The organism is Streptomyces sp. NPDC002232, assembly GCF_042890295.1.
Lineage (GTDB): Bacteria > Actinomycetota > Actinomycetes > Streptomycetales > Streptomycetaceae > Streptomyces.
Genome location: NZ_JBIARV010000001.1, coordinates 350,791 through 377,165, shown reverse-complemented (window position 1 = coordinate 377,165; position 26,375 = coordinate 350,791). Strand labels below are relative to the sequence as shown.

The following is a 26,375-nucleotide window of genomic DNA, read 5'->3' as shown; positions in this document are numbered from 1 at the left end:
AGACCCCTTAAGAAACTTCGGGCCCAACAAGGAGAGCAGGGAACCCAGATGGCGGAGCTCACGATCCGGCCGGAGGAGATCCGGGACGCACTGGAGAACTTCGTCCAGTCGTACCAGCCGGACGCGGCCTCGCGCGAGGAGGTCGGCACGGTCAGCCTGGCCGGTGACGGTATCGCGAAGGTCGAGGGTCTTCCCTCGGCCATGGCGAACGAGCTGCTGAAGTTCGAGGACGGGACCCTCGGTCTCGCGCTGAACCTCGAAGAGCGCGAGATCGGTGCGATCGTCCTCGGCGAGTTCAGCGGTATCGAGGAGGGACAGTCGGTGCAGCGCACCGGCGAGGTCCTCTCCGTCGGTGTCGGTGAGGGATACCTGGGTCGCGTCGTCGACCCGCTCGGCAACCCGATCGACGGTCTCGGCGAGATCGCGACCGAGGGCCGCCGCGCCCTCGAGCTGCAGGCCCCGGGCGTGATGGCCCGTAAGTCGGTGCACGAGCCGATGGAGACCGGCTACAAGGCCGTCGACGCCATGACGCCGGTCGGCCGTGGTCAGCGTCAGCTGATCATCGGTGACCGTCAGACCGGCAAGACCGCGCTGTGTGTCGACACGATCATCAACCAGCGCGACAACTGGCGCTCGGGCGACGTGAACAAGCAGGTCCGCTGCATCTACGTCGCCGTCGGCCAGAAGGGCTCGACCATCGCGTCCGTTCGCGGCGCCCTGGAAGAGGCCGGTGCGCTCGAGTACACGACGATCGTCGCCGCCCCGGCGTCCGACCCGGCCGGCTTCAAGTACCTGGCGCCGTACACCGGTTCCGCCATCGGTCAGCACTGGATGTACCAGGGCAAGCACGTCCTGATCGTCTTCGACGACCTGTCGAAGCAGGCCGACGCCTACCGCGCCGTGTCGCTTCTGCTGCGCCGCCCGCCGGGCCGTGAGGCCTACCCGGGTGACGTCTTCTACCTGCACTCCCGTCTCCTCGAGCGCTGCGCGAAGCTCTCGGACGAGCTCGGCGCGGGTTCGATGACCGGTCTGCCGATCGTCGAGACGAAGGCCAACGACGTCTCCGCGTTCATCCCGACCAACGTCATCTCCATCACCGACGGCCAGTGCTTCCTGGAGTCCGACCTGTTCAACGCCGGCCAGCGCCCGGCCCTGAACGTCGGTATCTCGGTCTCCCGCGTCGGTGGCTCCGCCCAGCACCCGGCCATGAAGCAGATCGCCGGTCGCCTCCGCGTGGACCTCGCCCAGTTCCGTGAGCTGGAGGCCTTCGCGGCCTTCGGTTCCGACCTGGACGCGGCCTCGAAGGCGCAGCTGGAGCGCGGTCAGCGGATGGTCGAGCTGCTCAAGCAGGCTCAGTACCAGCCGATGCCCACGGAGAACCAGGTCGTCTCGGTCTGGGCCGGCACCACGGGCAAGATGGACGACGTCCCGGTCGCCGACATCCGTCGCTTCGAGGCCGAGCTCCTGGCGTACCTGCGCCAGAGCCACTCCGGCCTCATGACCTCCATCCGCGAGGGCAAGAAGATGTCGAACGACACCCTGACGGCCGTCGCCGACGCCATCGCCGAGTTCAAGCAGCAGTTCGAGACCTCTGACGGCAAGCTGCTCGGCGCGGACGCTCCCGCCGTCAACGTCTCGAAGTGACGACGGAAGGGACCTGACTCATGGGAGCGCAGCTCCGGGTCTACAAGCGTCGCATCAAATCCGTCACCGCGACGAAGAAGATCACCAAGGCGATGGAGATGATCGCCGCCTCGCGTGTCGTCAAGGCGCAGCGCAAGGTGCAGGCGTCCACTCCGTACGCGACCGAGCTCACGCGCGCGGTCACGGCGGTGGCCACGGGTGCGAACGACAAGCACCCGCTGACCACCGAGGCGGAGAACCCGAGCCGTGCCGCGGTTCTGCTCCTCTCGAGCGACCGCGGTCTGGCCGGTGCCTTCAACTCCAACGCCATCAAGGCGGCGGAGAAGCTCATCGCGAAGCTGGAGGGCGAGGGCCGCGCGGTCGACATCTATGTCGTCGGCCGCCGTGGTGTCGCGCACTTCAACTTCCGTGAGCGGAAGCTGAGCGACACGTGGACCGGCTTCACGGACGAGCCCACGTACGCGGACGCCAAGAAGATCGCGGCACCGCTGATCGAGGCGATCGAGAAGGACACGGCCGAGGGTGGCGTGGACGAGCTCCACATCATCTACACCGAGTTCGTCTCGATGATGACGCAGACGGCGGTCGAGGCCCGGCTGCTGCCCCTCAGCCTCGACGAGGTGGCGAAGGAGGCCGGCGAGCCGGACACCCTCCGTCCGCTGTACGACTTCGAGCCGTCGGCGGAGGACGTCCTCGACGCCCTTCTGCCGCGCTACGTCGAGAGCCGCATCTACAACGCGCTGCTTCAGTCGGCTGCCTCCAAGCACGCCGCCACGCGACGCGCGATGAAGTCGGCCACCGACAACGCGGGAGACTTGATCAACAACCTCTCCCGACTTGCCAACGCGGCCCGCCAGGCCGAAATCACCCAGGAAATCAGCGAGATCGTCGGTGGCACCGCAGCCCTGGCCGACGCGACCGCGGGGAGTGACAAGTAATGACGACCACTGTTGAGACGGCCGCCGCCACGGGCCGCGTCGCCCGGGTCATCGGCCCGGTCGTCGACGTGGAGTTCCCCGTCGACGCGATGCCGGAGATCTACAACGCCCTGCACGTCGAGGTCGCCGACCCGGCCGAGGAGGGCAAGCTCAAGACGCTGACCCTCGAGGTCGCGCAGCACCTCGGTGACGGCATCGTCCGCACCATCTCGATGCAGCCCACCGACGGTCTGGTCCGCCAGGCCCCCGTGGTCGACACCGGCGACGGCATCACCGTGCCCGTCGGCGACGTCACCAAGGGTCGCGTGTTCAACACGCTGGGCCAGATCCTGAACGACCCCGAGGCCGAGTCGGAGGTCAGCGAGCGCTGGTCCATCCACCGCAAGGCCCCGGCGTTCGCGGACCTCGAGTCGAAGACCGAGATGTTCGAGACCGGCCTGAAGGTCGTCGACCTTCTCACCCCGTACGTCAAGGGTGGAAAGATCGGTCTGTTCGGTGGTGCCGGTGTCGGCAAGACCGTTCTGATCCAGGAAATGATCATGCGTGTGGCGAAGCTGCACGAGGGCGTTTCCGTGTTCGCCGGTGTCGGTGAGCGCACGCGTGAGGGCAACGACCTCATCGCGGAGATGGAGGAGTCCGGCGTTCTGGACAAGACCGCCCTGGTCTTCGGCCAGATGGACGAGCCCCCGGGCACCCGTCTCCGTGTCGCCCTCGCCGGTCTGACCATGGCGGAGTACTTCCGCGATGTGCAGAAGCAGGACGTGCTGTTCTTCATCGACAACATCTTCCGCTTCACCCAGGCCGGTTCCGAGGTGTCGACCCTGCTCGGCCGCATGCCCTCCGCGGTGGGCTACCAGCCGAACCTGGCCGACGAGATGGGTCTCCTCCAGGAGCGCATCACCTCGACCCGTGGTCACTCGATCACCTCGATGCAGGCGATCTACGTCCCCGCCGACGACCTCACGGACCCGGCGCCGGCGACCACCTTCGCCCACCTCGACGCGACGACGGTTCTCTCCCGTCCGATCTCCGAGAAGGGCATCTACCCGGCCGTGGACCCGCTGGACTCCACGTCCCGGATCCTGGACCCGCGCTACATCGCGCAGGACCACTACGATGCCGCCACGCGCGTCAAGGGAATCCTGCAGAAGTACAAGGACCTCCAGGACATCATCGCGATCCTCGGTATCGACGAGCTGAGCGAGGAGGACAAGCTCGTTGTCCACCGCGCCCGCCGTGTCGAGCGCTTCCTGTCCCAGAACACCCACGCGGCGAAGCAGTTCACCGGCGTGGACGGTTCGGACGTTCCGCTCGACGAGTCGATCGCCGCGTTCAACGCGATCTGCGACGGTGAGTTCGACCACTTCCCGGAGCAGGCGTTCTTCATGTGCGGTGGCCTTGAGGACCTCAAGAACAACGCCAAGGAGCTCGGCGTCTCCTGAGCCCCGTGCTCGTCCGAGGGGGACGGGATCCGTCCCGTCCCCCTCTCCACGCCCCCTAGAATTGACCCCAACACCCGGCACGACCGCCGGGTGGTGACCCGAGGAGCCACCCTTGGCTGCTGAGCTGCACGTCGAGCTGGTCGCCGCGGACCGGAGTGTCTGGTCCGGCGAGGCCACCCTGGTCATCGCGCGTACCACCTCCGGCGACATCGGCGTCATGCCCGGCCACCAGCCGCTGCTCGGTGTGCTGGAGTCGGGCCCGGTGACCATCCGTACGAGCGAGGGCGGGACCGTCGTCGCCGCCGTCCACGGAGGATTCATCTCGTTCGCCGACGACAAGCTGTCTCTGCTCGCGGAGATCTGCGAGCTGGCGGACGAGATCGACGCCCGGCGCGCCGAGCGCGCGCTGGAGCGTGCGAAGACGGACTCCGACGCCGCCGCCGAGCGGCGCGCCGAGGTCCGGCTGCGCGCGGTATCGGTCCGCTAGCGGACCGCGCCGAGCAGGAAAGCCCTCAGCCGCGGCACGATCCGGAATTTCCCGGACCGTGTCGCGGCTGAGGCGATGCAGATGCAGGTCGTATTCGGTTCTGCCGGCCGTGCCGGCTACGGGACGCAGCGAGGAGGTCGGTGAAGATGTTCCTCGCTCTGCTCGTGTGCGGCCTGGTCGTCGCACTGGTGGTGATCGGACTCTTCGTCTTCGGCTTGCGCCGGAGACTGATCCAGCGCGCCGGCGGCACCTTCGACTGTTCGCTGCGCTGGGACATCCCCGACGAGCCGGATCCGACCGGCAAGGGCTGGGTGTACGGCGTCGCCCGCTACAGCGGTGACGAGATCGCCTGGTTCCGCGTCTTCTCGTACGCGCCCCGCCCGCGCCGGGTCCTGGAGCGGTCCTCGATCGTGGCCCTGGAGCGCCGGATGCCGGCGGGCGAGGAGGAGCTCGCGCTGCTCTCCGACGCCGTGATCCAGCCCTGCATGTACGAGGGCGTCCGTCTGGAGCTCGCGATGAGCGAGGACGCCCGGACGGGCTTCATGGCCTGGCTGGAGGCGGCTCCGCCCGGTCAGCGCGTGAACGTCGCGTAGGACACGAGGAAGCGGGGGACGGCGTGCTGCGCCGTCCCCCGCTTCGTCGTACCGGCTAGTTCAGGCCCGTGTTGATGGCGCCGACCAGCTCTCCGTTGGTGGTGTCACCGCTGAACTCCCAGAAGAACGCTCCGCCGAGGCCCTGGTTCTTGGCCCAGCCCATCTTGGAGTTGACGGTGGAGGGGGTGTCGTAGCTCCACCAGTTGGTGCCGCAGTGGGCGTAGGCGGTGCCGGCGATGGTGCCGTTGGACGGGCAGGAGTTCTTGAGGACCTTGTAGTCCTCGATGCCCTGCTCGTACGTGCCCTGCGCGGGCCCGGTCGCCGTGCCGCCCGGGGCGGACTGGGTGACGCCGGTCCAGCCGCGTCCGTAGAAGCCGATGCCGAGCAGCAGCTTCTTGGCGGGGACGCCCTGGGCCTTGAACTTGGCGATCGCCTCGGCGGTGTTGAAGCCCGCCTGCGGGATGCCGGAGTAGGCGGTGAGCGGGGAGTGCGGGGCCGTCGGGCCCTTCGCCGCCCAGGCGCCGAAGAAGTCGTACGTCATGACGTTGAGCCAGTCGTAGTACGGCGCGGCGCCGGCGTAGTCGGCGGCGTCGATCTTGCCGCCGGCCGAGGCGTCGGCGGTGACGGCCGCGGTGACCAGGTTGTTGGCGCCGAACTTGGCGCGCATGGCCTGCATCATGTTCTTGAAGGAGGCCGCGCCGCTGGTGTCGCAGGACAGCCCGCAGGCGTTGGGGTACTCCCAGTCCAGGTCGATGCCGTCGAAGACGTCGGCCCAGCGCGGGTCCTCGACCAGGTCGTAGCAGGACTGGGCGAAGGCGGCCGGGTTCTGCACGGCCTGGCCGAAGCCGCCGGACCAGGTCCAGCCGCCGAAGGACCAGAGGATCTTGATGTTCGGGTAGGCCTTCTTCAGCTTGCGGAGCTGGTTGAAGTTGCCGCGCAGCGGCTGGTCCCAGGTGTCGGCGACGCCGTCGACGGACTGGTCGGCGGTGTAGGCCTTGTCGTAGTCGGCGTAGGAGTCGCCGATGGTGCACTTGCCGCCCTGGACGTTGCCGAAGGCGTAGTTGATGTGGGTGATCTTGGACGCGGAGCCCGAGGTCACGATGTTCTTCACGTGGTAGTTGCGCCCGTAGACGCCCCAGTTGGTGAAGTAGCCCATCTTCACGGCGTTCGGGAGGGGCTGGCCGCCGCCTCCGCCGGTGGTGCGGACGGCGACCGGTCCGGCGGCGGGGCCGGTCTGGTCGGCCGTGTCGCGGGCGACGACGGTGTACGAGTAGTCGGTGCCGGCGGTGAGGCCGCTGTCCGTGAAGGTGAGGGCGGTGGTGGTGGTCACCTTCGTGCCGTCGCGCAGGACGTCGTAGTTCTTGACGCCCTTGTCGTCGGTGGCCGCGGTCCAGGTGAGCTTGGCCGAGGTGTCCGTGATGCCGGAGGCGACCGGGGCGCCGGGGGCCGAGGGCGGGTTGTCGCCCGGCACGGTGGTCCCGTCGCAGGGGGCGCCGTTGATCTTACAGCCGGTGGGCGCGCCGGAGCCGGATCCGTTGTAGCCGAAGGAGACGGAGGCGCCGGGGGCGAGGGTGCCGTTCCAGCCGACGTTCTTGGCGGTCCAGTGGGTGCCGGAGCTGGTGACGGTGGCGTCCCAGGCGGAGGTGACGGCGGTGCCGGAGGGGTAGTCCCACTCGACGGTCCAGGAGCTGATGCTGGTGGTACCGGTGTTCTTGATGGTCCAGTTGGCGCCGAATCCGGTGCCCCAGTCCTGGGTCTTGGTGTAGGTCGCGGTGGCCGAGGTGGCGGCTTCGGCGGGGGAGGCGAGGCCGACCATGGCGGCCAGCGGCAGGATCAGGGCGGTCAGTCCGGCGGCGGTCCGGTGTCTGAACCCTGCTCTGCGCGTCGGTGCTTGAGTGCTCAACGGTGCTCCTCAAGTAGCGGACGGACAAGGTGGGGGTGGTCCGTGGAGATGCGCGCGCCCCGCGAGCGTAGGAAGGTCTGGACCAATCGTCAAGAGGTCCAGACCATCGTCGGCAAAGTTCTTCTAAACCCCCAACTCCTGTGCCAGTACGGCCGCTTGGACCCTGCTCCGCAGCTCCAGCTTCCCCAGCACCTTGCTGACGTGGGTCTTCACCGTCGCCTCCGCCATGTCCAGCCGCACCGCGATCTCCGCGTTCGACAGGCCCAGACCGAGCGCCGACAGCACCTCCCGCTCCCGGGGCGTCAGCACGTCCAGTACGGAGGCGTCCGCCACCGGACGGCGCGGCGCGGCGAACTCCGCGATCAGCCGCCGGGTCACCGCCGGGGCGATCAGACCCTCCCCGCGCCCCACCGTCCGCACCGCCGTGAGCAGGTCCTTCGCCTCCGTGTCCTTCAGCAGGAATCCCGAGGCCCCGGCGCGCAGCGCCCCGAAGACGTACTCGTCCAGATCGAACGTCGTCAGGACGAGCACGTCCGCGAGGCCCTCCGCCACGACCAGGCGGGTCGCCGTCACCCCGTCCATCCGGGGCATCTGCACATCCATCAGGACCAGGTCCGGGCGCAGCGCGCGCGCCAGTTCCACCGCCCGCTCGCCGTCCCCGGCCTCGCCGACCACCTCGATGTCCGGCGCGCTGCCCAGGATCAGCACGAGCCCCGCCCGTACCGCCGACTGGTCCTCGGCCACCAGCACCCGGATCGTCATGCGTCGTTCCCCGCCTTCTCGTCCGCGGGCAGCACCGCCCGCACCTGCCAGACCGCCGCCTCCGCCGCCGCCCGGAACTCCCCGCCGAGCAGCTCCGCCCGCTCGCGCATCCCCACCAGACCCGCACCGGAGCCGGGCGCCGACGGCCCCGGCCGCTTCCCGCACGGCGAGTCGACGGCCACGGTCAGGACCCCGTCGCCGCGCCCGACCCGCACGGTGACCGTGCCGGGGGAGGCGTGCTTGACCGCGTTGGTCAGCGACTCCTGCACGATCCGGTACGCGGCCAGTTCCACCGGCGCCGGCAGGGCGTCCGCGTCGGCGGGCCGGGTGTCCTCCAGGACGAAGTCCAGTCCGCCGGGCGCGCCGTTCGCGCGGGCCCGGGCGATCAGCCCGTCCAGCGCGTCCAGGCTCGGCACCGCTCCCGGTTCCGCGTCGCCGCCGCTGTCCCGGAGCAGCCCGATGAGCCGGCGCATCTCGGTGAGTCCCGCCACGCTGTTCTCCCGGATCACCGTCAGGGCCTGCCGGGTGGTGGCCGGTTCGTCGAGGGAGAGCGCGGCCGTGGAGTGGATCGCGATCGCCGACAGGTGGTTCGCCACCATGTCGTGCAGCTCCCGGGCCATCCGGGCGCGCTCGGCCACCACGGCCTGCGCCCGGTCCATCTCCGCGAGCAGGGCGGTCTGTCCGGCCCGCAGCCGGGCCGCGTCCGCCGCCTCGCGGTGGTTGCGGACGACCGCGCCGGTCAGGGCCGGCAGGAAGGAGACCATGCCGGTGATCACGCCGACGAGCAGCGCGATGGCGTTCTGCCACCAGACGAGGAACCCGACCGTGACGGCGACGGTGACGAGCCCGGTGCTGTAGGGGACGCGCCGGGCCGAGGCGGGCGGCCCGTACACCACGGCCGCGTAGACGACGTCCGTGAACATGAGGACGGTCACGAGGTTCCCGTTGGTGAACTGGTCCGCCACGATCGCGAGCGTGCCCACGGCCAGGGCCGTCCTCGGCATGGTGCGGCGCACGGCCTCCATGGCGGCCATCACGGCCAGCGGGACGAGCGCGGCCCACCGCTGGTCGAAGACGCGGTCCCCGGTCGTGTAGAGCCCGAAGGACCACAGGAGCAGACCGATGGCGAATCCGGCGACGGCCAGGAGCAGGTCGTGGGGGTGCGGGCGGGGGAGCGTCACGCACTCATCCAACACGCCCCCGGGCGCCCGGACCTCCTCGTCCGGGCCGATCCGCCGGCCCGCCGGACTCCGTCGAAGGATGTAGACGCGTTTCGTCACCGGCGACGACGAACCGGGCCCGCTCCCACGGGACGCTGAGGGGGAAGGAAGGGAGAACCGCCGTGATCGTCACGCTGATCGTGCTCTGCGAGGTCGGCTTCTGGGTCCTGCTCGCCGCCGGTCTCGCCACCCGCTACCTCCTGAAGATGCCCCGGACGGGTATGGCGCTGCTGCTCTGCGAACCGCTCCTGGAGGTCGTGCTCCTCGTCATGACCGCGATCGACCTCAGGAACGGCGCCGCTCCCAGCTGGGAGCACGGCCTCGCCGCGCTGTACATCGGCTACACCGTCGGACACGGCCACCGCACGGTGAAGTGGCTCGACGGCCATGCCGCCCACCGCCTCGGCGGCGCCCCGCCGCCCCCGAAGCCCCCGAAGTACGGCATGGCGCGCGCCCGCCACGAGGGCGCGCTCTGGCTGGGCACGCTGACCGGCGCCGCCGTGGCGAGCGCCCTGTTGCTCCTGGCCCAGTGGTACGTCGGCGACGCCGGGAACACCGACAGCCTGAGGAGCTGGATGTACGCCGCGTGGCGGGCCGCCGGCATCCACGGTCTGATCGCGCTCAGCTACCTGGTCTGGCGGAAGAAGGATCCGGCCGCCGGTTCAGCGGTCCCCGCCCGGGACCCAGAGCACGTCCCCGACCTCCTTGTTCGCCGTCCGCGCGAGGATGAAGAGCAGGTCCGATAGGCGGTTGAGGTACGTGGCGGTCAGGGCGTTCATCGTCTCGCCGTGCACTTCCAGGGCCGCCCAGGTGGAGCGCTCCGCCCGCCGGACCACCGTGCACGCCTGGTGCAGCAGGGCCGCCCCGGGCGTGCCGCCCGGCAGGATGAAGGAGCGCAGCTTGTCGAGCCGCTCCAGGAAGCGGTCGCAGTCGGCCTCCAGCTTGTCGACGTAGGACTGCTCGACGCGCAGCGGCGGGTACTCGGGGTTCTCCACCACCGGCGTGCACAGGTCCGCGCCCACGTCGAAGAGGTCGTTCTGGATGCGGGTGAGGACCTGCACGAGCTCCGCGTCGAGCTGCCCGAGGGCGATCGCCGTGCCGAGGGCGGCGTTGGCCTCGTTGGCGTCGGCGTAGGCCGAGATCCGCAGATCCGTCTTGGCGGTCCGGCTCATGTCACCGAGCGCCGTGGTGCCCTTGTCGCCGGTACGGGTGTAGATGCGCGTCAGATTGACCATGGGTCCAGCCTAGTTACGTACCGGCGCTCCGGAACGCGCGTGTGCCGACCGTCACGGAGAGCGCCGCGAGGCCGAGGGCGACGAGCACCCCGTACAGCATGGTCGGTGTCGTGTAGTGGCCGATGTACGCCTCCCGGACCGCGTCCACGAGGTAGCGGAACGGCATCAGGTGCGAGACCACGTCGAGCCACCCGGGGGCGAGCGCCATCGGCAGCATCAGACCCGAGAGCAGCATCGACGGCATCGCCAGCGTGTTGATCGCGGGGCCGAACTCCTGCGGGGTGCGCAGCTTCAATGCCAGCGCGTACGAGAGCGAGGCGAGCGCGACGGAGAGCAGGGCGACGAAGCCGAAGCCGGCGAGGACTCCGGCGACCGGGGCCCGCAGGCCCAGCGGGATCGCCGCGAGGACCAGCAGCACCGCCTGGAAGACGAAGAGCGCGGCGTCCCGCAGGACCCGGCCGAGCAGCAGCGCCAGCCGGCTCACCGGGGTGACGCGCATCCGGTCGTACACGCCCCAGCCCTTCTCCATGATGATCGAGAATCCGGCGAACGAGGCGCCGAAGAGGCCCAGCTGGAGCAGCAGCCCGGGGACGAGGATCTGCCAGGAGTCGCCCTCGCGGCCCAGCGGCAGGTCGGTGAGCAGCGGTCCGAAGAAGAGCAGGTAGAGCAGCGGCATGAGGGCGCCGAAGAAGATCTGGAACGGGGAGCGCAGGGTCTGGCGGGCGTAGCGCCCGAAGACGAGCGCGGTGTCGCGGAGCAGCATCACGGGTCTCCTAGACGGCGACGGGGGTGGGGTCGGCGGGGGCGGGGTCGCGGCCGGTGACGGCGAGGAAGGCCTCCTGGAGGGTGGTCGCGCCGTGCGCGGCCTTGAGGCCGGCGGGGGTGTCCTCGGCGACGACCGTGCCGTCGTCCACGATCACGAGCCGTTCGGCGAGCGCGTCGGCCTCGTCGAGGTAGTGGGTGGTGAGCACGACGGTGGTGCCGTGCTCGTCGCGCAGGCGCCGCACCAGGGCCCACAGGTCGGCGCGGCTGCCGGGGTCGAGGCCGGTCGTCGGCTCGTCGAGGAAGAGAACCTCCGGCCGGTGGGTGAGCCCCATCGCGAGGTCGAGCCGGCGGCGCTGGCCGCCGGAGAGCGCCGTGGTCCTCCGGTCGAGCAGCTCGGTGAGGCCGAGGTCGGCCGCGAGCTCCCCGGCGCGGGCCCGCGCCGTCGCGCGGTCCAGGCCGTAGAGCCTGCCCTGGGTGACGAGCTCGGAGCGGACGGTCTCCTGGGGGTCGAGGCCGCCGGACTGGGCGACGTACCCGATGCGGCGGCGGACGGCTGCGGGATCCCGCAGCAGGTCGTGGCCGGCGACGGTGGCGGCGCCGCCGGTGGGCGGGAGGAGCGTCGTGAGCATCCGGAGGGTGGTGGTCTTGCCGGCGCCGTTGGGTCCGAGGAGCCCGAGGATCTCGCCGGGCCCGACGGTGAGGTCGATTCCCCGTACGGCCTCCACGGGGCCGTTCCTGGTCGAGAAGGTCCGGGCGAGCCCGGCCGTGCTGATGAGGGACATGGCGACCACAAAAACAGAGTCACCCCAATTTTGCAATGCCACTAAATTTTCAGTGGCGCCGAAGTTTCAGCGAACCTACGATTGCCTACGATGGCGCCATGGCCGAGGGACTCAGGGAACGCAAGAAGCGCGAGACGAAGCAGCGGATCTCGGACATCGCGACCGGGCTCTTCCTGGAGCGCGGGTTCGTGAGCGTCACCGTCGCGGACGTCGCCGAGGCGGCGGACGTCTCCGTCAACACCGTGTACAACTACTTCCCCGCCAAGGAGGACCTCTTCCTCGACCGGCTCGACGGCGTCACCCAGCGGCTCGCCCGGATGATCCGGGGCCGCGACCGCGGCGAGTCCGCCGCCCACGCCGTCCTGCGGGAGCTGCGCCAGGACATCGGGGCCGTCTCCCCGGCGTACGGACTCATGGACGGCTTCGACGCCTTCATGAACGTCATCGAGCACGCGCCCACCCTGAAGGCACGCCTCTTCCACCTCCGCGAGCAGGTCCAGGAGGCCGTCGTGGCCACCCTGCGCGAGGAGACCGGAGCGGCCGACGACGACCCGCTGCCGCTCCTCGTCGGAGGTCAGCTCGCCTGGATCGAGGCGGCCGTCGTCGGCTACATCACGGGTGAGATGACCGCCGGGCGCAAGGCGACCACCGTCTCCCGCGAGGCCCTCGTCCTGCTCGACGAGATCGAAGAGCTGCTCGGCGAGAGGGTCCTGACGTACGCGGTCCGCGAGAGCTGACGGGTGTCGTGAGTGTGACGTCCGTCAAAGAGGGCGTGACGCGCATTACTTCGCGGTCACATGGCGCCCCGTGACCGCTAATCTCCGCCGGAGAGCCAGAAGTGAACAGGTGTTGAGGGGTGGAAGATCGTGGCCAGGAAGCTCGCCGTCATCGGGGCCGGACTCATGGGATCCGGCATCGCGCAGGTCTCGGCACAGGCGGGCTGGGACGTCGTCCTGCGTGACGTCACCGACGCCGCGCTGACCCGGGGCACCGACGGCATCAAGGCGTCGTACGAGCGGTTCGTCGCCAAGGGCAAGCTCGCCGCCGAGGACGCCGAGGCCGCCCTCGGGCGGATCACCGCCACCACCGAGCTGGACGCCGTCGCCGACGCGGACGTCGTCGTCGAGGCCGTCTTCGAGAACCTCGACGTCAAGCACGAGATCTTCCGCTCGCTCGACAAGATCGCCAAGGACGGCGCCGTCCTCGCCTCCAACACCAGCGCCATCCCGATCACCAAGATCGCCGCGGTGACCGCGCGCCCCGAGGCCGTCGTCGGCGTCCACTTCTTCTCGCCGGTCCCGATGATGCAGCTCGTCGAACTCGTCCGGGGCTACAAGACGAGCGACGAGACCCTCGCCACCGCCCGCGCGTTCGCCGAGTCCGTCGGCAAGACCTGCATCGTCGTCAACCGCGACGTCGCCGGCTTCGTCACCACCCGCCTCATCTCGGCCCTCGTCGTCGAGGCCGCCAAGCTCCACGAGTCGGGCGTCGCCACCGCCGAGGACATCGACATCGCCTGCAAGCTGGGCTTCGGCCACGCCATGGGCCCGCTCGCCACCGCCGACCTCACCGGCATCGACATCCTGGTGAACGCGGCCAACAACATCTACGCCGAGTCCCAGGACGAGAAGTTCGCGCCGCCGGAGCTGATGCGCCGGATGGTGGACGCGGGTGACATCGGCCGCAAGAGCGGGCAGGGCTTCTACAAGTACTGAGCCGCACCCGCCACCCCGCCCTCACTCCGTGGGGTGAATTTCGGTATCGGTTCGCTGACAAGGCGCAACGTATCTGCCGGTGCGGCAGTCAGTTGTTGCGAAGACGGAGCACTCTCGGGGAGCGCATATGCACATCAGGGGCGACCATGTCGAGCTGGTCGTCGGGGGCCGCCTCGACGTCCGCAGCGCGGCGGACGCCCGTACGGTCCTGCACTCGGCCGTCGACGACGGAGTCGGCGACCTGGTGCTCGACCTGACCGGACTCGACTCCTGGGACGCCACCGGACTCGGCGTCATCATGGGCGCCCACCGCAGGGCCGGCCGCTGCGGCCGGCGCCTCGTCCTGCGCGGGGTGCCGCCCCAGATGCAGCGCCTCCTCGTCGCCACCCGGCTGCACCGCATCCTCGCCATCGAGGGCGGCCTCGCCCTGGAGTCCCTGCCCCGCGTGTGACCGGCCGGGGGCGTGTGACCCGCCGGGGCGCCCCGGCCCCCCCACGTATGGAGCGGCTGTGCAGCCCCGGCACCTCCGCCGCGTGTGAAGCAGCTGTGCGGCCCCGGCACCCCCGCCACGTGTGAAGCAGCTGTGCGGACCCGGCGTCACGCCCAATCCTCACAAGACCGTGACGTCTTGGTCTCGGGAGCACCCCGCCTGTTCCCGAGCGTCTGACCACGGTCTAGGGTTCGGTCGCCCGCACCTTGACGGACCGCCCGCCCGGGGACGGAACCACCGGCGGGCACCGGACACCGCTTCTTGGGGGCTTGCACCATGGACCCGATCAACCCTGGGTCGGAGGAGTACGGTCACGACACCGAGGGCGAGGAGGCCCGCCAGGGCCGCGGCGTGCCCGCGCAGACACCCGCGCGCGCCCGCGTCGTCAAGCTCGTCTCCGGCGAACTGCTCCTCACCGTCAACCCCGTCGACGGCAGCGAGATCGAACCCTGCCCGCCCGGCCAGGAACCGCCCGCCCCCCGCCCGCGCACCCCCGAGGAGCGCGCCGAGGCCGCCCGCGCCACCGCTCCGCCCGTCCCGTCGGGCCCCGCCGCGCCCGCCCTGCCCCTCCTCGAACGCCAGGAGGAGCGCGAGAGACTCGGCGGCATCCTCACCAGAGGCCGCTGCGCCCGGCTCATCGGCTCCCCCGGCTCCGGCCGCACCGCCCTCCTCGACGCCGTCGCCGCCGACTGCGCCGACCTCGCGCCCGACGGCGTCGTCCGCCTCTCCGGGCACCACCGCACCCCCACCGAACTGCTCCACGAGCTGTTCACCGCCGTCCGGTACGCCCCCGACCAGCGCCCCGACCGCACCGGCCTCCTCGACCGGCTCCGCGACATCGGCGCCGTCGTCGTCGTCGACGACCTCGAATTCGGCGGCGCCTCCCTCGACGAACTCCTCGCCGCCGCCCCCGAGTGCGCCTTCCTCCTCGCCGCCGGCCCCGAGACGCCCGCCCCCTCCGCCGACGCCCCCGTCGAGGAGGTCCTCCTCGCCGGCCTCGGCCGCGGTGCCGCGCTGGAACTCCTGGCGCTCGCCGTCGGCCGCCCCCTCACCGAGGACGAGACCAACTGGGCCGGCGACCTGTGGTTCGAGTCCGAAGGGCTCCCGCTCCGCTTCGTCCAGGCCGGCGCCCTTCTGCGCCAGCGCGACCGGCTGCGCGTCACCCCCGCCGAGTTCGACGCCTTCGGCGCCCTCGAAGAGGCCTTCGGCCCGACCGACCCCGCCGTCGCGGCGGCCGCGGCGGCCGCCGCCTTCGACGGCGTCGAGGACCCCGACGTCGAGCTCCGCGAGATACCGCTCCCCAGCCTCGGCGAGGGCGCCGCCCCCGCCGCCCTCCTCGCCTCCCGCCTCAGCCGCTCCGCCCAGACCGCGCTGCGCTTCGCCGTCGCCCTCGGCGGCGAGGTCCCGCACCAGGCCCACCTGCCGGCCCTCGTCGGCGACACCCACGCCGACGCGGCCCTCGGCGAGCTCATGGCCTGCGGACTGCTCTCCCCGGTCGGCCCCCGCTACCGGCTCGCCGCCGGAGTCCTCACCCAGCTCCTCGCCCACGGGTACGACCACGAGGCCGCCGACCGCGCCCACACCGTCGCCCAGCACTACGCCTGGTGGACCGCCCACCCCTCCGTCACCCCCGACCGGGCCGCGGCCGAGGCCGACGCCCTCCTCGCCGCCCTCACCGCGCTGATCCCCGGCACCGGCGACACCGCCGCCGAGCACCGGGCCACCGCCGTCCTCCTCGCCCGCGCCGCCGCGCCCGCCCTCGCCGCCGGACTCCACTGGGGCGCCTGGGAGCGCGCCCTGCGCGCCGGACAGGAGGCCGCCCGGCTGACCGGCGAGGTCGCCGAGGAGGCCTACTTCCACCACGAGCTCGGCGTCCTCGCGATCTGCGCCGGGAACCTGGAGCGCGCCCGCGCCGAGCTGGAGGCCTCCATCGGGATGCGCGGGGTGCTCGCCGACAAGCGCGGCACCGTCGCCGGACGCCGGGCGCTCGCCCTCGTCGCCGACCTCTCCGGAGCCCACGCCGCCGCGGCCCGCGCCGAGGGGCCCGCCTCCCCGCCGCTCGGCACTCCCGCCCTGCGCGGCCCGGCCGCCCGTCCGGCGCTCCCGAGACCCGAGCCCGTCACCGCCCCGCTGCCGGGCGGACCGGTCCGGCCCGCGGCGAGCGCCCCGGTGCCCGCGTTCCCCGGCTTCGCCGACGCGGGACCCACCCTCGTCGCCCGCCCCGGCACCGCCGAGAAGGACCCCCGCCGCACCGGCCTCAAGGGCGGGATCCTGGGCGGCGCCCGCCGCAACCTCGTCGCCGTCGGCGCGGGAGCCCTCCTCGTCGCCGTCCTCGGCACGGTCGTGACCCTCGGCGCCACCTCCGGCAACGGCGAGACCCCCGCCACCGACCGCGTCACCTCCGACAGCACCGCGGACGAGAGCGGCACCGGCGACGGCCTCGACGGCGAGGAGCCGCCCGCCGAGGGCGAGGCCGACCCGGGCGAGACGGGGAAGGCGACCCGCTCGGACTCCCCGAGCCCCTCCGGCTCCGGCTCCGGCAGCGCCTCGCCGTCGACCTCGACGGACCCGTCGACCTCGGGCTCGCCGTCGCCCTCGGACACCCCGTCGGAGACGACCGGGCCGCCGACGGAGACCACGCCACCGCCCACACGGCCCACGACGACCCGGCCGCCGACGACCGCACCCTCGTCGCCGAAGCCGAGCTCGACGACGCCGAAGCCCCCGACGACGAGCAGCAGCCCGCCGCCGACCACCCCCGCGACGCCCACCACGGAACCGCCGACCACGACGCCCCCTTCGGACGGCGGCGCGACCACCACCCTCGGCGCCTCCTCCGGCACCCCCGCCGGCTCGGAGCCGCCCGCCTGACCCCGTACGGACACGGCGAAGGCCCCGGGCGCGTCCACCGCACCCGGGGCCGTCCCCGTACCCGTACCGAAGCCCGCGGCTAGAACAGCCGCAGCTTGTCGTCCTCGATGCCCCGCATCGCGTTGTAGTCCAGGACCACACAGCCGATGCCCCGGTCGGTGGCGAGCACCCGGGCCTGCGGCTTGATCTCCTGGGCCGCGAAGACGCCCCGCACCGGAGCCAGGTGCGGGTCGCGGTTGAGCAGCTCCAGGTAGCGGGTCAGCTGCTCGACGCCGTCGATCTCGCCGCGCCGCTTGATCTCCACGGCGACCGTCGCGCCGTCGGAGTCCCGGCACAGGATGTCCACCGGGCCGATGGCCGTCGGGTACTCGCGACGGATCAGCGTGTAGCCCTCGCCGAGGGTCTCGATCCGGTCGGCGAGGAGCTCCTGGAGGTGCGCCTCGACGCCGTCCTTGATGAGGCCCGGGTCCACGCCCAGTTCGTGCGAGGAGTCGTGGAGGATCTCCTCCATCGTGATGATCAGTTTCTCGCCCGCTTTGTTGATCACGGTCCAGACGCCGGCCTCGTCCTCGGCACCCTCCTTCAGGGTGCACGGCGGGGACATCCAGTTGAGCGGTTTGTACGCCCGGTCGTCCGCGTGGATGGAGACGCTGCCGTCTGCCTTGACGAGGATCAGACGGGGCGCGGAGGGCAGGTGGGCCGTGAGCCGGCCCGCGTAGTCCACGGAGCAACGGGCGATGACGAGACGCATGGTCGGCAACGCTACAAGACGGGCGCTCTTCCGCGCGATTCGGGCATCGGCCGCGCGCCGGGTGGGGTCCCTCGTGAGCCGAACACCCGTCGGTTATCAGCCGGTTGTGTGCCCATTCTTCTGGTGCCGCCCGGACTGCGCGCTTACCGTGGAAGCTGGAGGTCGTCGTCCGTGCACGCAGCGTGGCGTACGGACGGCCCTCGTCCCTGCCCGCAAGACCCCGTCCGCGGGGTCGCGAGAGGAGAACCCATGTCGCTCGACGTCTCACCGGCGCTGTTGGAACAGGCCGAGCGAGGCGAGGTCGACGAAGCCGACTTCGTCGACTGCGTCCGGACCTCCCTGCCCTACGCATGGGAGATGATCAGTTCTCTGGTGGCCCAGCTGAAGGTCGACGGCGGAGAGTTCGCCGACAACCAGACGCCGCCGCCGAATGAGCAGGCACGTGGTCAGCTGCTGCGCGCGCTCGCCAGCGACGCCATTCGCGGCGCGCTGCAGCGGCACTTCGGGGTGCGTCTCGCCTTCCAGAACTGCCACCGTGTGGCGGTCTTCCCGCTGGACCCGTCGGTGGACGAGCGGCTCGCCCGCTTCACGTCCGTACGGGGCCAGCTGCTGAACCAGTCGCCGGAACTGCGCGACTGCTGAGCCACGGTGCTGCCGCTCCGCACCGCGGGAGAAGGCGCTCGATGCGAGCCGACCCGCATCGCCGCCGACAGGTGCCGGAGCGGCAGCGCGGTCCGGGACCGGACCGCGCTCACACCAGCAGCGGCAGGACGTCCGCGCCCAGCCGCCGGACGTTCTCCTCGGTCGCCGCGAGGTCGCCCGAGCCCTCCGCGAGCAGGGCGAAGCGCGTGATGCCGGTCCGCTCGGCGGTCTCCGCGAGCCGGTCCGCCGCGCTCCGGGGCGTGCCCACCGGGTGCAGCCCGCACAGCAGCTCCGTGTACGCGACGGGGTCCCGCATCGCCCGCTGCCGGCCGTCCACCGTCACATGGGCGTCGAGCCCCTGCCTCAGCCAGCCCGGCATCGCCTTCACCAGTGCCTCCGCCGCGTCGGCCGCCCGGTCGGCGAGCTGGGCCACACCGGCCGAGACATGGCCCGCGCCGATCCGCGCGATCTCGTCCGGGTCCCGCCCGGCCTCCCGCGCGGCCCGCGACCAGGCCGCGACCATCTCCGCCTTCTCCTCGTCGCCGCAGTGCATCCCGAGCAGCATCGGGAGCCCCCGCTCGGCCGCAAGCCGCACGCTCTTCGGCGAGGTGCAGGCCACCACCACCTCGGGGGCGGACTCCCCGCCGATGAGCTCGTCGGGCCGGGGCACCACGGGCACCTCGCGGAACGCGAACCGTTCGCCGTCGGCGCCCACGCGCGGCTCGGTCAGCCAGCGCAGCAGCAGGTCGAGGGAGTCGGGGAACCCGTTCTCGTACGCCTCAAGGCCCGCGCCGAACACCTCCAGGTCGACCCACGGCCCGCCCCGGCCCACCCCGAGGGTGAACCTGCCGCCCGAGGTGAGGTGCAGCAGCGCCGCCTGCTCCCCGAGGGCGACCGGGTGGACGGTCGGCAGCACGCTCACCGCCGTGCCGACCCGGAGCCGCCGGGTGCGGCCGAGCAGCAGCGCGGCCAGCGTCACGGCCGAGGGGCAGACCCCGTACGGCACGAAGTGGTGCTCGGCGAGCCAGACCGAGTCGAGTCCCGCCTCCTCGGCCACCTCGGCGGTCCGCACCGCCCGGTGCAGTGCCTCGCCCTGCCCCTGGCCCGGGAACTGGGCTGCCAGAACGAACGTACCCACGCGCATCGCTTCTGCCTCCTCGCGGCCGACGCGTATCTCCCCTCGCACTGGCACCAACGTCTGACACGTGCCAAAGGCAACGGCCGTTCATGAAGTTCTTGCGATTTTCGGCTAAGCCGTCCCGGACGGGGCCCGGGGCACCGGGTGGCGGCCCGTAGGCTGGAGGGAACGGTCCGTGTCCCCAGACCCCCCGTGAGGTGTGCCCGTGTCTCCGCGTCACAACCGCTCCAAAGGCGGCGACAAGCCCGCGCAGCAGGGCGACCACGGCGACCGGTACGGCGGTGCGCAGCGCACCGAGAGCTGGCAGGGCGAGGAGTGGTACGTCCGGCTCGTCGCCGGGGCCAGCGCGCCGGGCAAGCGCTACCGCTGCCCGGGCTGCGACCAGGAGATCCCGTCCGGCGCCCCGCACGTGGTCGCCTGGCCGGAGTGGGGCGGGGTCGACGACCGCCGCCACTGGCACAAGGCCTGCTGGAACGCGAAGGACCGCCGCACCAGCAGGGTGCAGCGGTCCCGCAACGCGCCGAGGTACTGAGCCCCGGAGCCTCAGACGTCCCGGCTGTTCAGCAGGGCGAAGGCGCCGCCCAGCGCCGCGGCCGCGACCGCGGCCATGATCAGCAGCGGCTCCCAGCCCGCCGGGCCCGAGTCGCCGAACGGCGGCCGCTCGCTGTACAGCGCGATCATCTGCGAGGGGATGGCGTAGGTGAACAGGAACTCCTGCACCGACTTCAGCGCCTCGGAGAACATGAACAGCGCGGCCACCAGCGGGAGCAGCAGCAGACCGATCATCACCGTGATCGCGCCGGCCGAGTGCCGGATCAGCGTCCCCACGCCGAGCGACATGAGCCCGAGCACGGCCAGGTAGGCGCCCGCGCCGACCGTCGCCCGCAGCCACTCGGAGCCCGTCGGCTCCGCCGCGGTGTCCACCAGGGCGACCTGCGCCAGCGCCACGAGCGTCGCGACCACGGTGGTGACCGTGAAGACCAGCAGGAAGAAGACGATCGCCTTCGCCAGGAGCACCCGGGCCCGGCTGGGGCAGGCCGTCAGGGTCGTACGGATCATGCCCGTGCCGTACTCGGAGGCGATCGTCAGGACGCCGAGCGTGATCACGCAGATCGACGCCGGCAGCATGCCGAAGAAGCCGAAGGCGAGCGCGGACTCGTCGCCCATCGGGGCCTCGGACGACGACGCGATGGCGGCGACGCCCAGACCGATGGCGAGCATCAGCAGGATCATGACCCCGAGCGTCCACACCGTCGAACGCACCGAGCGGATCTTCGTCCACTCGGAGGCGAGCGCGTCACCGAGGTGCGCGGCGCGGACCGGGATGGGGGAGACGTAGGAGTGCGGCGCCGGGGCGTGCGGCGGGTGGGCGGGGGCGGTCATCGGGCGTCCTTCGGGGTGTCGCTCGGCTGCGGGAGGCCCGGCTGCGAAGCGGCCGGAGGGGCGTACGGACCCGGCGCGGGCGCGTGGGGGGCCTGCGGCGGCGCACCGTGCGGGGCGGCCTGCGGCGGCGCGCCGTACGGGTTCTGTCCGGGCGGCGGCGGGGCGTACCAGCCCTGCTGCGGCACCTCCTGGACCGGCGGCTGCGGCGGCATCCCGTACCCCGGCTGCCCCGGGTGGGCGGGCGGCTGGAGGTGGGCCAGGCGGTCGTCGGTGGAGCGGTAGTCCACGGCGCCCTGCGTCAGCCGCATGTACGCCTCCTCCAGCGAGGCCTGGTGCGGGGACAGCTCCCAGAGCCGCACGTCCGCGCCGTGCGCCAGGTCGCTGATCCGCGGCAGCGGCAGGCCCGTGACGCGCAGTGCGCCGTCCGGCTCGGACAGCACCTGCCCGCCGGCCTCCGCGAGCACCGACGTCAGCTTCTCCCGCTGGGCCGGCTCGGTCCCCGGGGTCCGCACCCGGGCGAAGTCGGCCGAGTTCGCCGAGATGAAGTCCTTGACGCTCATGTCCGCGAGGAGCTGCCCGCGGCCGATCACGATCAGGTGGTCGGCCGTCAGCGCCATCTCGCTCATGAGGTGACTGGAGACGAAGACCGTGCGGCCCTCGGCGGCCAGCTTCTTCATCAGGTTGCGGACCCAGAGGATGCCCTCGGGGTCCAGACCGTTGACCGGCTCGTCGAAGAGCAGCACCTGCGGGTCGCCCAGCAGGGCCGCCGCGATGCCGAGGCGCTGCCCCATGCCGAGCGAGAAGCCCTTCGAGCGCCGCTTGGCGACGTCCTGGAGTCCGACGACCCCGAGCACCTCGTCGACGCGCTGCGCCGGGATGCCGGCCAGCTGCGCCAGCGACAGCAGGTGGCTGCGGGCGCTGCGGCCGCCGTGCACGGCCTTGGCGTCGAGCAGCGCGCCGACCTGCCGGGGCGCGTTCGGCAGCTGCCGGAAGGGGTGGCCGCCGATCGTGACGTGGCCCGCGGAGGGCCGGTCGAGCCCGAGGATCATGCGCATCGTCGTCGACTTGCCGGACCCGTTGGGCCCCAGGAAGCCGGTGACGACACCGGGCCTCACCTGGAAGGAAAGGTTGTACACGGCCGTCTTGGCGCCGTAGCGCTTCGTCAGGCCGACTGCCTCGATCATTACTCCAGCCCCATCGACAGGTCGGTCGCATCCATGTCGGGGCGTTGGCGGCCGTAGGCCGGAGCCCCCCGTATGAGCTAGGAGCTTATCCAGCCGTTGACGGTTCCGCCCAAGCGGAACCGTGATGCTCCTGTGAACGCGGGGAGGCCGGGCGGCCCCTGGGCGGTGGGGCCGAGCGTCCTGCGGCGGGGGGCCGGACGTCCTGTGGACGAGGGGCCGGACGTCCTGCGGACAGCGGACTAGGCGTCCCGGCGCTTCAGCACCAGATAGCCGCCGAGCAGCGCCGCCGCGACCCAGAGCAGCATGATCCCGAGCCCGCCCCAGGGGCCGTACGGAGCCGGGTCCGAGCCCATCGCGTCCGGGACCACCTGCATGATCTTGGAGCCCGCCTGGTCGGGGAAGTACAGGGCGACCTCCTTGGCCTTCGGGACCGCCGACAGGATCTGCGAGATGAGGAAGAAGAACGGCACCAGGATGCCCAGCGACAGCATCGAGGAGCGGAGCATCGTCGCCACGCCCATGGAGAAGATCGCGATCAGGCCCATGTAGAGGCCGCCGCCGACCACCGCCCGCAGCACGTTGTCCGCGCCGAGGGTGGTGCGGTGCTCGCCGAGCAGCGCCTGCCCCAGGAAGAACGACAGGAAGCTGGTCACCAGACCGACGACCAGGGCGAGCCCGCCCGCCACGGTGATCTTCGAGAAGAGGAAGGACGCCCGCTGCGGGACCGCGGCGAGCGAGGTGCGGATCATGCCCGAGGAGTACTCGGTGCCGACCACCAGCACACCGAAGACCACCATCGCCAGCTGGCCGAGCACCATCCCGGAGAAGCTCGCGAACGTGGGGTCGAAGGTGGCCCGCTCCGTCTCGCTGAGATCGTCGAAGGTCCCCTTGAACAGGGCGCACAGCGCCGCGCTCATCGCCACGGTGACGAGAAGGGCGCTCGCCAGCGTCCAGACGGTCGAGGACACCGTCCGGATCTTGGTCCACTCGGACTGCAGGACCGCGGTTGCCGCTGCCATCGTTCAGGCTCCCTCGGAGGACGAGTCGTGGGTGGAGTCGTGGGCGGGGTGCGGGGCGGAGCCGTGGTCCGGATCCGGGTCCGCTCCCGCGACCGCGCCCCAGCGGGGGCCGGGGTCCGGGACGCCGCCGCGGACGTCGGTCCCGTGCGCGTGGTACTCCACCGCACCGGCCGTCATCTGCATGAACGCTTCTTCGAGGGAGGCGCGCTGCGCGCTCAGCTCGTGCAGCACGAGCCCGTTCTCCGCCGCCAGCTCGCCCAGCTTCTCGGTCGTCGCGCCGTCCACCTCCAGGGTGCCGTTGCCCGCCTCGACCGCGATGAATCCGTTGGCGTGCAGCACGTCCCGCAGCCTTTCCTGCTGCGGGGAGCGCATCCGCACATAACTCCGGGAATTCTGCTGGATGAAATCCGCCATCGACGTGTCGGCCAGCAGCCTGCCCTGCCCGATCACGATCAGGTGATCGGCTGTCAGGGCCATTTCACTCATCAGATGACTGGAAACGAAGATCGTCCGGCCCTCGGCCGCCAACGCCTTCATCAGATTGCGGATCCAGTGAATTCCCTCGGGGTCCAGACCATTGACGGGCTCGTCGAACATCAGGATCTCGGGATCCCCGAGGAGCGCCGACGCGATCCCGAGCCGCTGGCCCATGCCGAGGGAGAATCCCTTCGACTTCTTCGTCGCCACCGCCGTCAGGCCCACCAGGTCGAGCACCTCGCCGACCCGGCTCGCCGGGATCCGGTTGGACTGGGCCAGACACAGCAGGTTGTTGTAGGCGGAGCGGCCGCCGTGCATCGCCTTGGCGTCGAGCAGTGCCCCGATGTACTTCAGGGGCTCCGCCAGCTCCCGGTAGTGCTTGCCGTCGATCCGGACCGTCCCGCTCGTCGGGTTGTCCAGGTCGAGCATCATCCGCATCGTCGTCGACTTGCCCGCCCCGTTCGGCCCGAGGAAGCCGGTGACCACGCCAGGACGCACCTGGAAGGAGAGGTGGTCGACCGCGGTCTTCGCCCCGTAGCGCTTGGTCAGGCCCTCAAGCTCGATCATGCGAACCAACCTACGGGCGCGCAAAACCCTCCGCCACCGGAATGACGGAGGGTTCTGGCAGATGCCGCCGGTTCGTTACGCGACGGCCACGCGGGTCATCGCGACTGCTGCGCCGGGACGCCGGCCGTGCGCTCGTCGTCGATCGGGGAGCCGGCCGCGGCCACCGCGGCACCGGTCAGCGTCGCCAGCATCTCGCGGACGTTGGTCAGCTGCGCGTTGATCGAGTCGCGGCGGTTCGTCAGCGCCGCGAGCTCGCGCTCCGATTCCGAACGGATCCGGTCGGCCTTGGCGTTCGCGTCGGCCACGATGTCCTCGGCCTGGCGCTGCGCGGTCTCGACCGTCTGACGGGCCCGGCGCTCGGCGTCCGTGCGCAGCTTCTCGGCCTCCAGGCGGAGCTGCTCGGCGCGGTGCTCGATCTCCGCGAGGCGCTTCTCGGCCTTGGCCTGACGCGAGGCCAGGTCGCGCTCCGACTGCTCCCGGCGCTTGGCCAGGTTCGTCTCGAAGTCCGCGGCGGCCTGGGCGGCCTTGGCGCGGGTCTCCTCGAAGAGGGCGTCCGCCTCCTCGCGCTTCGACTGCGCGTCCTTCTGCGCCTCGGCGCGCAGCGAGTTGGCCTCGCCCTGCGCCTTCTCGACGATGCGGACACCCTCGTCCTCGGCCTTCGCCTTCCGCTCGGCCGCGAACGACTCCGCGTCGTTGCGCACCTGCTGGGCGGCCGACTCGGCCAGCTCGCGGTGCTGCTCGGCGGCGCGACGGGCCTCCTCACGCAGGTCCTTGGCCTCCTCCTCGGCGAGCCGGAGGATCTTCTCGACCCGGGCGCCGAGCCCCGCGTACGACGGCTCGGCGTCGGAGACCTGCGCCTGGGCGTTCTGCGTCTCGAGGTGGAGCTCCTCGATCCGCTTCTCCAGGGAGGTGATGCGGGACAAGGCGCTGTCACGGTCGGCCACGAGCTTGGTAATGCGGTCGTCCACCTGACCGCGGTCGTAACCGCGCCGCACGAGCTCGAAGCCGAAGGGGGAGGAAGTGTCGCTCATGGGGTTCCTGTCGAATGAGACCGGTGAGGTGTTAGAGGGAATCCTAGGGGCCATAGCGGCGTGTCATCGAGCGTATGCCCGTTTGCTCTGGAGAATGTCCAGCCTTTTGAGTGGCTAGCCATCCTGGGACTTGCCACTCGTCCGGGTGGATCCCGCCGACGCACCCGCCTTGACCCCGTCCTTTCCGGCGGACGGCGTCTCGAAAGACTCCAACGCCTCCAGGACGTCCTGGACACGGGAGATCTCCGCATTGATGTCCTTGCGACGCCGCGTCAGCGTCTCCAGCTCGCGCTGTCCTTCGGCGACCGTCTCCTCGGCCTCGGCGGCGGCCTCCGAGCGGATCCGCTCGGCCTCGGCCTTGATGGCCTCGGCCTCCGCGATCAGCGAGGCCTTCTTCTGCCCGGCCTCCTTCAGGAGTCCGTCCGCCTTGCGGACGGCGGCGATCCGGACCTTGCTCGCCTCCGAACTCGCGTCGGATACCAGCTCCTTCGCCTTTTCCTCCGCCTCGGCGCGCTGCTCGGTCGCGGCCTTCACCAGCTTGTCCACGCGCTCGCCGGCCGTCTTCATCTGCTCGGCCGTCTCGCGCCGCGCCCGCTCGTGCAGCTCCTCGATCTCGCCCTCGATCCGGCCCCGCAGCTCCTCGGCCCGCTCCCTTATGGCCGTCGCGTCGCTGCGCGCCCCCACCAGGAGCTCGTTCGCGTCCGTACGCGCCTTCTCCACCAGCGAGTTGCCCTCGACGGTCGCCTCCGCGACGATCCGCTCGGCCTCCTTGCGGGCCGCGCCGACCATGGTGTCCGCCTGCGACTCGGCCTCCGTGGTGGCGCGCAGCGCCTCCTCCTGGGCCTTCGCCACGAGCTGGTCGGCCTGCTCGGCCGCGTCGGAACGCTTCCGCGCCCCGGCCTCCCGGGCCTCGTCCAGCGTCCGGTCGGCCTCCTCGCGGGCCTCCGCGCGCATCTGCTCGCCCGCGGCCGCGGCGTCGGCCTTGACCCGCTCCGACTCGTTACGGATCCGCTCGGCGTCCCGCAGGGCGTCGGCGACCGCCTCGGCGCCCTCGGCACGCAGCCGCTCGGCCTCCTCCGAGGCCGCGCCGACGGTCCGCCCCGCCTCGGCACGGGCGTCCGCGCCGACCGAATCGGCCAGCTCGGCCGCCTCGTTCACGATCCGCTCCGCCTCGGCGGTGGCCTCGCCGACGAGGGCGTCGGCCTGCTCGGCGGCGTCGGTACGGCGCTTGTCGGCCGCCTTGCGGGCCTCGTCCAGGATCTGGTCGGCATCGGCCAGGGCGGCATTGCGCAGGGCCTGCGCGTGCGCCTCGCCGTCCGCCTTGACCTGCTCGGCC

At 71.6% G+C, this 26,375-nt stretch carries 25 protein-coding genes and 1 pseudogene; 12 read left to right on the top strand and 14 right to left on the bottom strand.

Going from position 1 to position 26,375, the window contains the following annotated elements; genetic code table 11:
- Window positions 1-48 precede the first annotated feature (48 nt).
- The 5 genes from atpA (at window position 49) to ACFYXU_RS01600 (ending at window position 5,104) form a co-directional block, all read left to right on the top strand.
- Complete coding sequence (gene atpA, locus ACFYXU_RS01620) at window positions 49-1,644, top strand: F0F1 ATP synthase subunit alpha (protein WP_329851527.1); 1,596 nt, start codon at window positions 49-51, stop codon at window positions 1,642-1,644.
- A gap of 20 nt (window positions 1,645-1,664) precedes the next feature.
- Window positions 1,665-2,582: a F0F1 ATP synthase subunit gamma gene (locus ACFYXU_RS01615; protein ID WP_376510717.1), complete on the top strand. Its 918-nt coding sequence runs from the start codon at window positions 1,665-1,667 to the stop codon at window positions 2,580-2,582.
- On the top strand, window positions 2,582-4,024 hold the full coding sequence (gene atpD, locus ACFYXU_RS01610) for a F0F1 ATP synthase subunit beta (RefSeq protein ID WP_329851523.1): 1,443 nt from the start codon (window positions 2,582-2,584) through the stop codon (window positions 4,022-4,024). The genes ACFYXU_RS01615 and atpD overlap by 1 nt, the downstream gene beginning before the upstream one ends.
- 112 nt (window positions 4,025-4,136) lie before the next feature.
- Window positions 4,137-4,511, top strand: a complete 375-nt coding sequence (locus ACFYXU_RS01605; RefSeq protein WP_329851522.1) for a F0F1 ATP synthase subunit epsilon — start codon at window positions 4,137-4,139, stop codon at window positions 4,509-4,511.
- A 146-nt stretch (window positions 4,512-4,657) separates the two neighbouring features.
- Window positions 4,658-5,104 carry a DUF2550 domain-containing protein gene (locus tag ACFYXU_RS01600; protein ID WP_329851520.1) on the top strand — a complete coding sequence of 149 codons (447 nt, stop codon included), beginning with the start codon at window positions 4,658-4,660 and terminating at the stop codon, window positions 5,102-5,104.
- 55 nt (window positions 5,105-5,159) lie between these two features.
- On the opposite strand, the gene ACFYXU_RS01595 is transcribed toward ACFYXU_RS01600, so the two are convergent.
- The 3 genes from ACFYXU_RS01595 to ACFYXU_RS01585 all read right to left on the bottom strand — a co-directional run bounded on the left by ACFYXU_RS01595 (window position 5,160) and on the right by ACFYXU_RS01585 (window position 8,950).
- Complete coding sequence (locus tag ACFYXU_RS01595; protein WP_376513894.1) at window positions 5,160-6,920, bottom strand: glycosyl hydrolase family 18 protein; 1,761 nt, start codon at window positions 6,918-6,920, stop codon at window positions 5,160-5,162.
- 210 nt (window positions 6,921-7,130) lie between these two features.
- The gene (locus ACFYXU_RS01590) at window positions 7,131-7,769 is read right to left on the bottom strand and encodes a response regulator (protein ID WP_389408055.1); all 639 of its coding nucleotides are present in this window, start codon (window positions 7,767-7,769) and stop codon (window positions 7,131-7,133) included.
- Window positions 7,766-8,950 carry a sensor histidine kinase gene (locus ACFYXU_RS01585; RefSeq protein ID WP_376513847.1) on the bottom strand — a complete coding sequence of 395 codons (1,185 nt, stop codon included), beginning with the start codon at window positions 8,948-8,950 and terminating at the stop codon, window positions 7,766-7,768. Before ACFYXU_RS01585 ends, ACFYXU_RS01590 begins: the two co-directional genes overlap by 4 nt.
- Before the next feature lie 161 nt (window positions 8,951-9,111).
- Between ACFYXU_RS01585 and ACFYXU_RS01580 the strand changes: the two genes are divergently transcribed.
- Window positions 9,112-9,735, top strand: coding sequence for a hypothetical protein (locus ACFYXU_RS01580; protein ID WP_389456189.1), 624 nt, complete (start codon window positions 9,112-9,114; stop codon window positions 9,733-9,735).
- On the opposite strand, the gene ACFYXU_RS01575 is transcribed toward ACFYXU_RS01580, so the two are convergent.
- Genes ACFYXU_RS01575 through ACFYXU_RS01565 form a run of 3 tightly spaced genes read right to left on the bottom strand, consistent with a single transcriptional unit; the run spans window position 9,652 to window position 11,771 of the window.
- Complete coding sequence (locus tag ACFYXU_RS01575) at window positions 9,652-10,224, bottom strand: cob(I)yrinic acid a,c-diamide adenosyltransferase (protein WP_376513851.1); 573 nt, start codon at window positions 10,222-10,224, stop codon at window positions 9,652-9,654. The genes ACFYXU_RS01580 and ACFYXU_RS01575 overlap by 84 nt on opposite strands.
- 13 nt (window positions 10,225-10,237) lie before the next feature.
- A complete protein-coding gene (locus ACFYXU_RS01570; RefSeq protein ID WP_389456187.1) occupies window positions 10,238-10,987 on the bottom strand; it encodes an ABC transporter permease in 750 nt (249 codons plus the stop codon).
- Between the two features lie 10 nt (window positions 10,988-10,997).
- The gene (locus tag ACFYXU_RS01565) at window positions 10,998-11,771 is read right to left on the bottom strand and encodes an ABC transporter ATP-binding protein (protein WP_389456185.1); all 774 of its coding nucleotides are present in this window, start codon (window positions 11,769-11,771) and stop codon (window positions 10,998-11,000) included.
- A 98-nt stretch (window positions 11,772-11,869) separates the two neighbouring features.
- On the opposite strand from ACFYXU_RS01565, the gene ACFYXU_RS01560 reads away from it, so the two are divergent.
- From ACFYXU_RS01560 to ACFYXU_RS01545, 4 genes are all read left to right on the top strand, one after another.
- Complete coding sequence (locus ACFYXU_RS01560) at window positions 11,870-12,508, top strand: TetR/AcrR family transcriptional regulator (protein ID WP_329851512.1); 639 nt, start codon at window positions 11,870-11,872, stop codon at window positions 12,506-12,508.
- Window positions 12,509-12,637: 129 nt separating this feature from the next.
- Window positions 12,638-13,486, top strand: coding sequence for a 3-hydroxyacyl-CoA dehydrogenase family protein (locus ACFYXU_RS01555; protein WP_329851510.1), 849 nt, complete (start codon window positions 12,638-12,640; stop codon window positions 13,484-13,486).
- Window positions 13,487-13,613: 127 nt separating this feature from the next.
- A complete protein-coding gene (locus tag ACFYXU_RS01550; RefSeq protein WP_030210572.1) occupies window positions 13,614-13,937 on the top strand; it encodes an STAS domain-containing protein in 324 nt (107 codons plus the stop codon).
- A gap of 315 nt (window positions 13,938-14,252) precedes the next feature.
- A complete protein-coding gene (locus tag ACFYXU_RS01545; protein ID WP_376513855.1) occupies window positions 14,253-16,847 on the top strand; it encodes an ATP-binding protein in 2,595 nt (864 codons plus the stop codon).
- 79 nt (window positions 16,848-16,926) lie between these two features.
- On the opposite strand, the gene nucS is transcribed toward ACFYXU_RS01545, so the two are convergent.
- The gene (gene nucS, locus ACFYXU_RS01540; protein WP_329851505.1) at window positions 16,927-17,598 is read right to left on the bottom strand and encodes an endonuclease NucS; all 672 of its coding nucleotides are present in this window, start codon (window positions 17,596-17,598) and stop codon (window positions 16,927-16,929) included.
- 249 nt (window positions 17,599-17,847) lie between these two features.
- Here nucS and ACFYXU_RS01535 point away from each other — a divergent pair, with 249 nt between their 5' ends.
- Window positions 17,848-18,240, top strand: coding sequence for an SCO5389 family protein (locus ACFYXU_RS01535; protein ID WP_015036224.1), 393 nt, complete (start codon window positions 17,848-17,850; stop codon window positions 18,238-18,240).
- A 109-nt stretch (window positions 18,241-18,349) separates the two neighbouring features.
- Here ACFYXU_RS01535 and ACFYXU_RS01530 read toward each other — a convergent pair whose 3' ends face one another.
- Window positions 18,350-19,384: an LLM class flavin-dependent oxidoreductase gene (locus ACFYXU_RS01530; RefSeq protein WP_389408060.1), complete on the bottom strand. Its 1,035-nt coding sequence runs from the start codon at window positions 19,382-19,384 to the stop codon at window positions 18,350-18,352.
- A gap of 199 nt (window positions 19,385-19,583) precedes the next feature.
- Between ACFYXU_RS01530 and ACFYXU_RS01525 the strand changes: the two genes are divergently transcribed.
- Window positions 19,584-19,910: an ATP/GTP-binding protein gene (locus ACFYXU_RS01525; RefSeq protein WP_329851501.1), complete on the top strand. Its 327-nt coding sequence runs from the start codon at window positions 19,584-19,586 to the stop codon at window positions 19,908-19,910.
- Between the two features lie 11 nt (window positions 19,911-19,921).
- On the opposite strand, the gene ACFYXU_RS01520 is transcribed toward ACFYXU_RS01525, so the two are convergent.
- The 6 genes and pseudogenes from ACFYXU_RS01520 to ACFYXU_RS01495 form a co-directional block, all read right to left on the bottom strand.
- Window positions 19,922-20,761 carry an ABC transporter permease gene (locus ACFYXU_RS01520; protein WP_376513859.1) on the bottom strand — a complete coding sequence of 280 codons (840 nt, stop codon included), beginning with the start codon at window positions 20,759-20,761 and terminating at the stop codon, window positions 19,922-19,924.
- Window positions 20,758-21,945 (bottom strand): ABC transporter ATP-binding protein, encoded by a 1,188-nt coding sequence (locus tag ACFYXU_RS01515; RefSeq protein WP_361402364.1) that lies wholly within the window; start codon window positions 21,943-21,945, stop codon window positions 20,758-20,760. Before ACFYXU_RS01515 ends, ACFYXU_RS01520 begins: the two co-directional genes overlap by 4 nt.
- Window positions 21,946-22,184: 239 nt before the next feature.
- Complete coding sequence (locus ACFYXU_RS01510) at window positions 22,185-22,964, bottom strand: ABC transporter permease (protein ID WP_376513863.1); 780 nt, start codon at window positions 22,962-22,964, stop codon at window positions 22,185-22,187.
- 3 nt (window positions 22,965-22,967) lie between these two features.
- Entirely contained in the window at window positions 22,968-24,008 is a 1,041-nt protein-coding gene (locus tag ACFYXU_RS01505; protein WP_376513865.1) for an ABC transporter ATP-binding protein, read from the bottom strand.
- Between the two features lie 95 nt (window positions 24,009-24,103).
- A complete protein-coding gene (locus ACFYXU_RS01500) occupies window positions 24,104-25,039 on the bottom strand; it encodes a cellulose-binding protein (RefSeq protein ID WP_361402355.1) in 936 nt (311 codons plus the stop codon).
- A gap of 114 nt (window positions 25,040-25,153) precedes the next feature.
- Window positions 25,154-26,375, bottom strand: a pseudogene (locus ACFYXU_RS01495) (hypothetical protein); the annotation flags it as partial.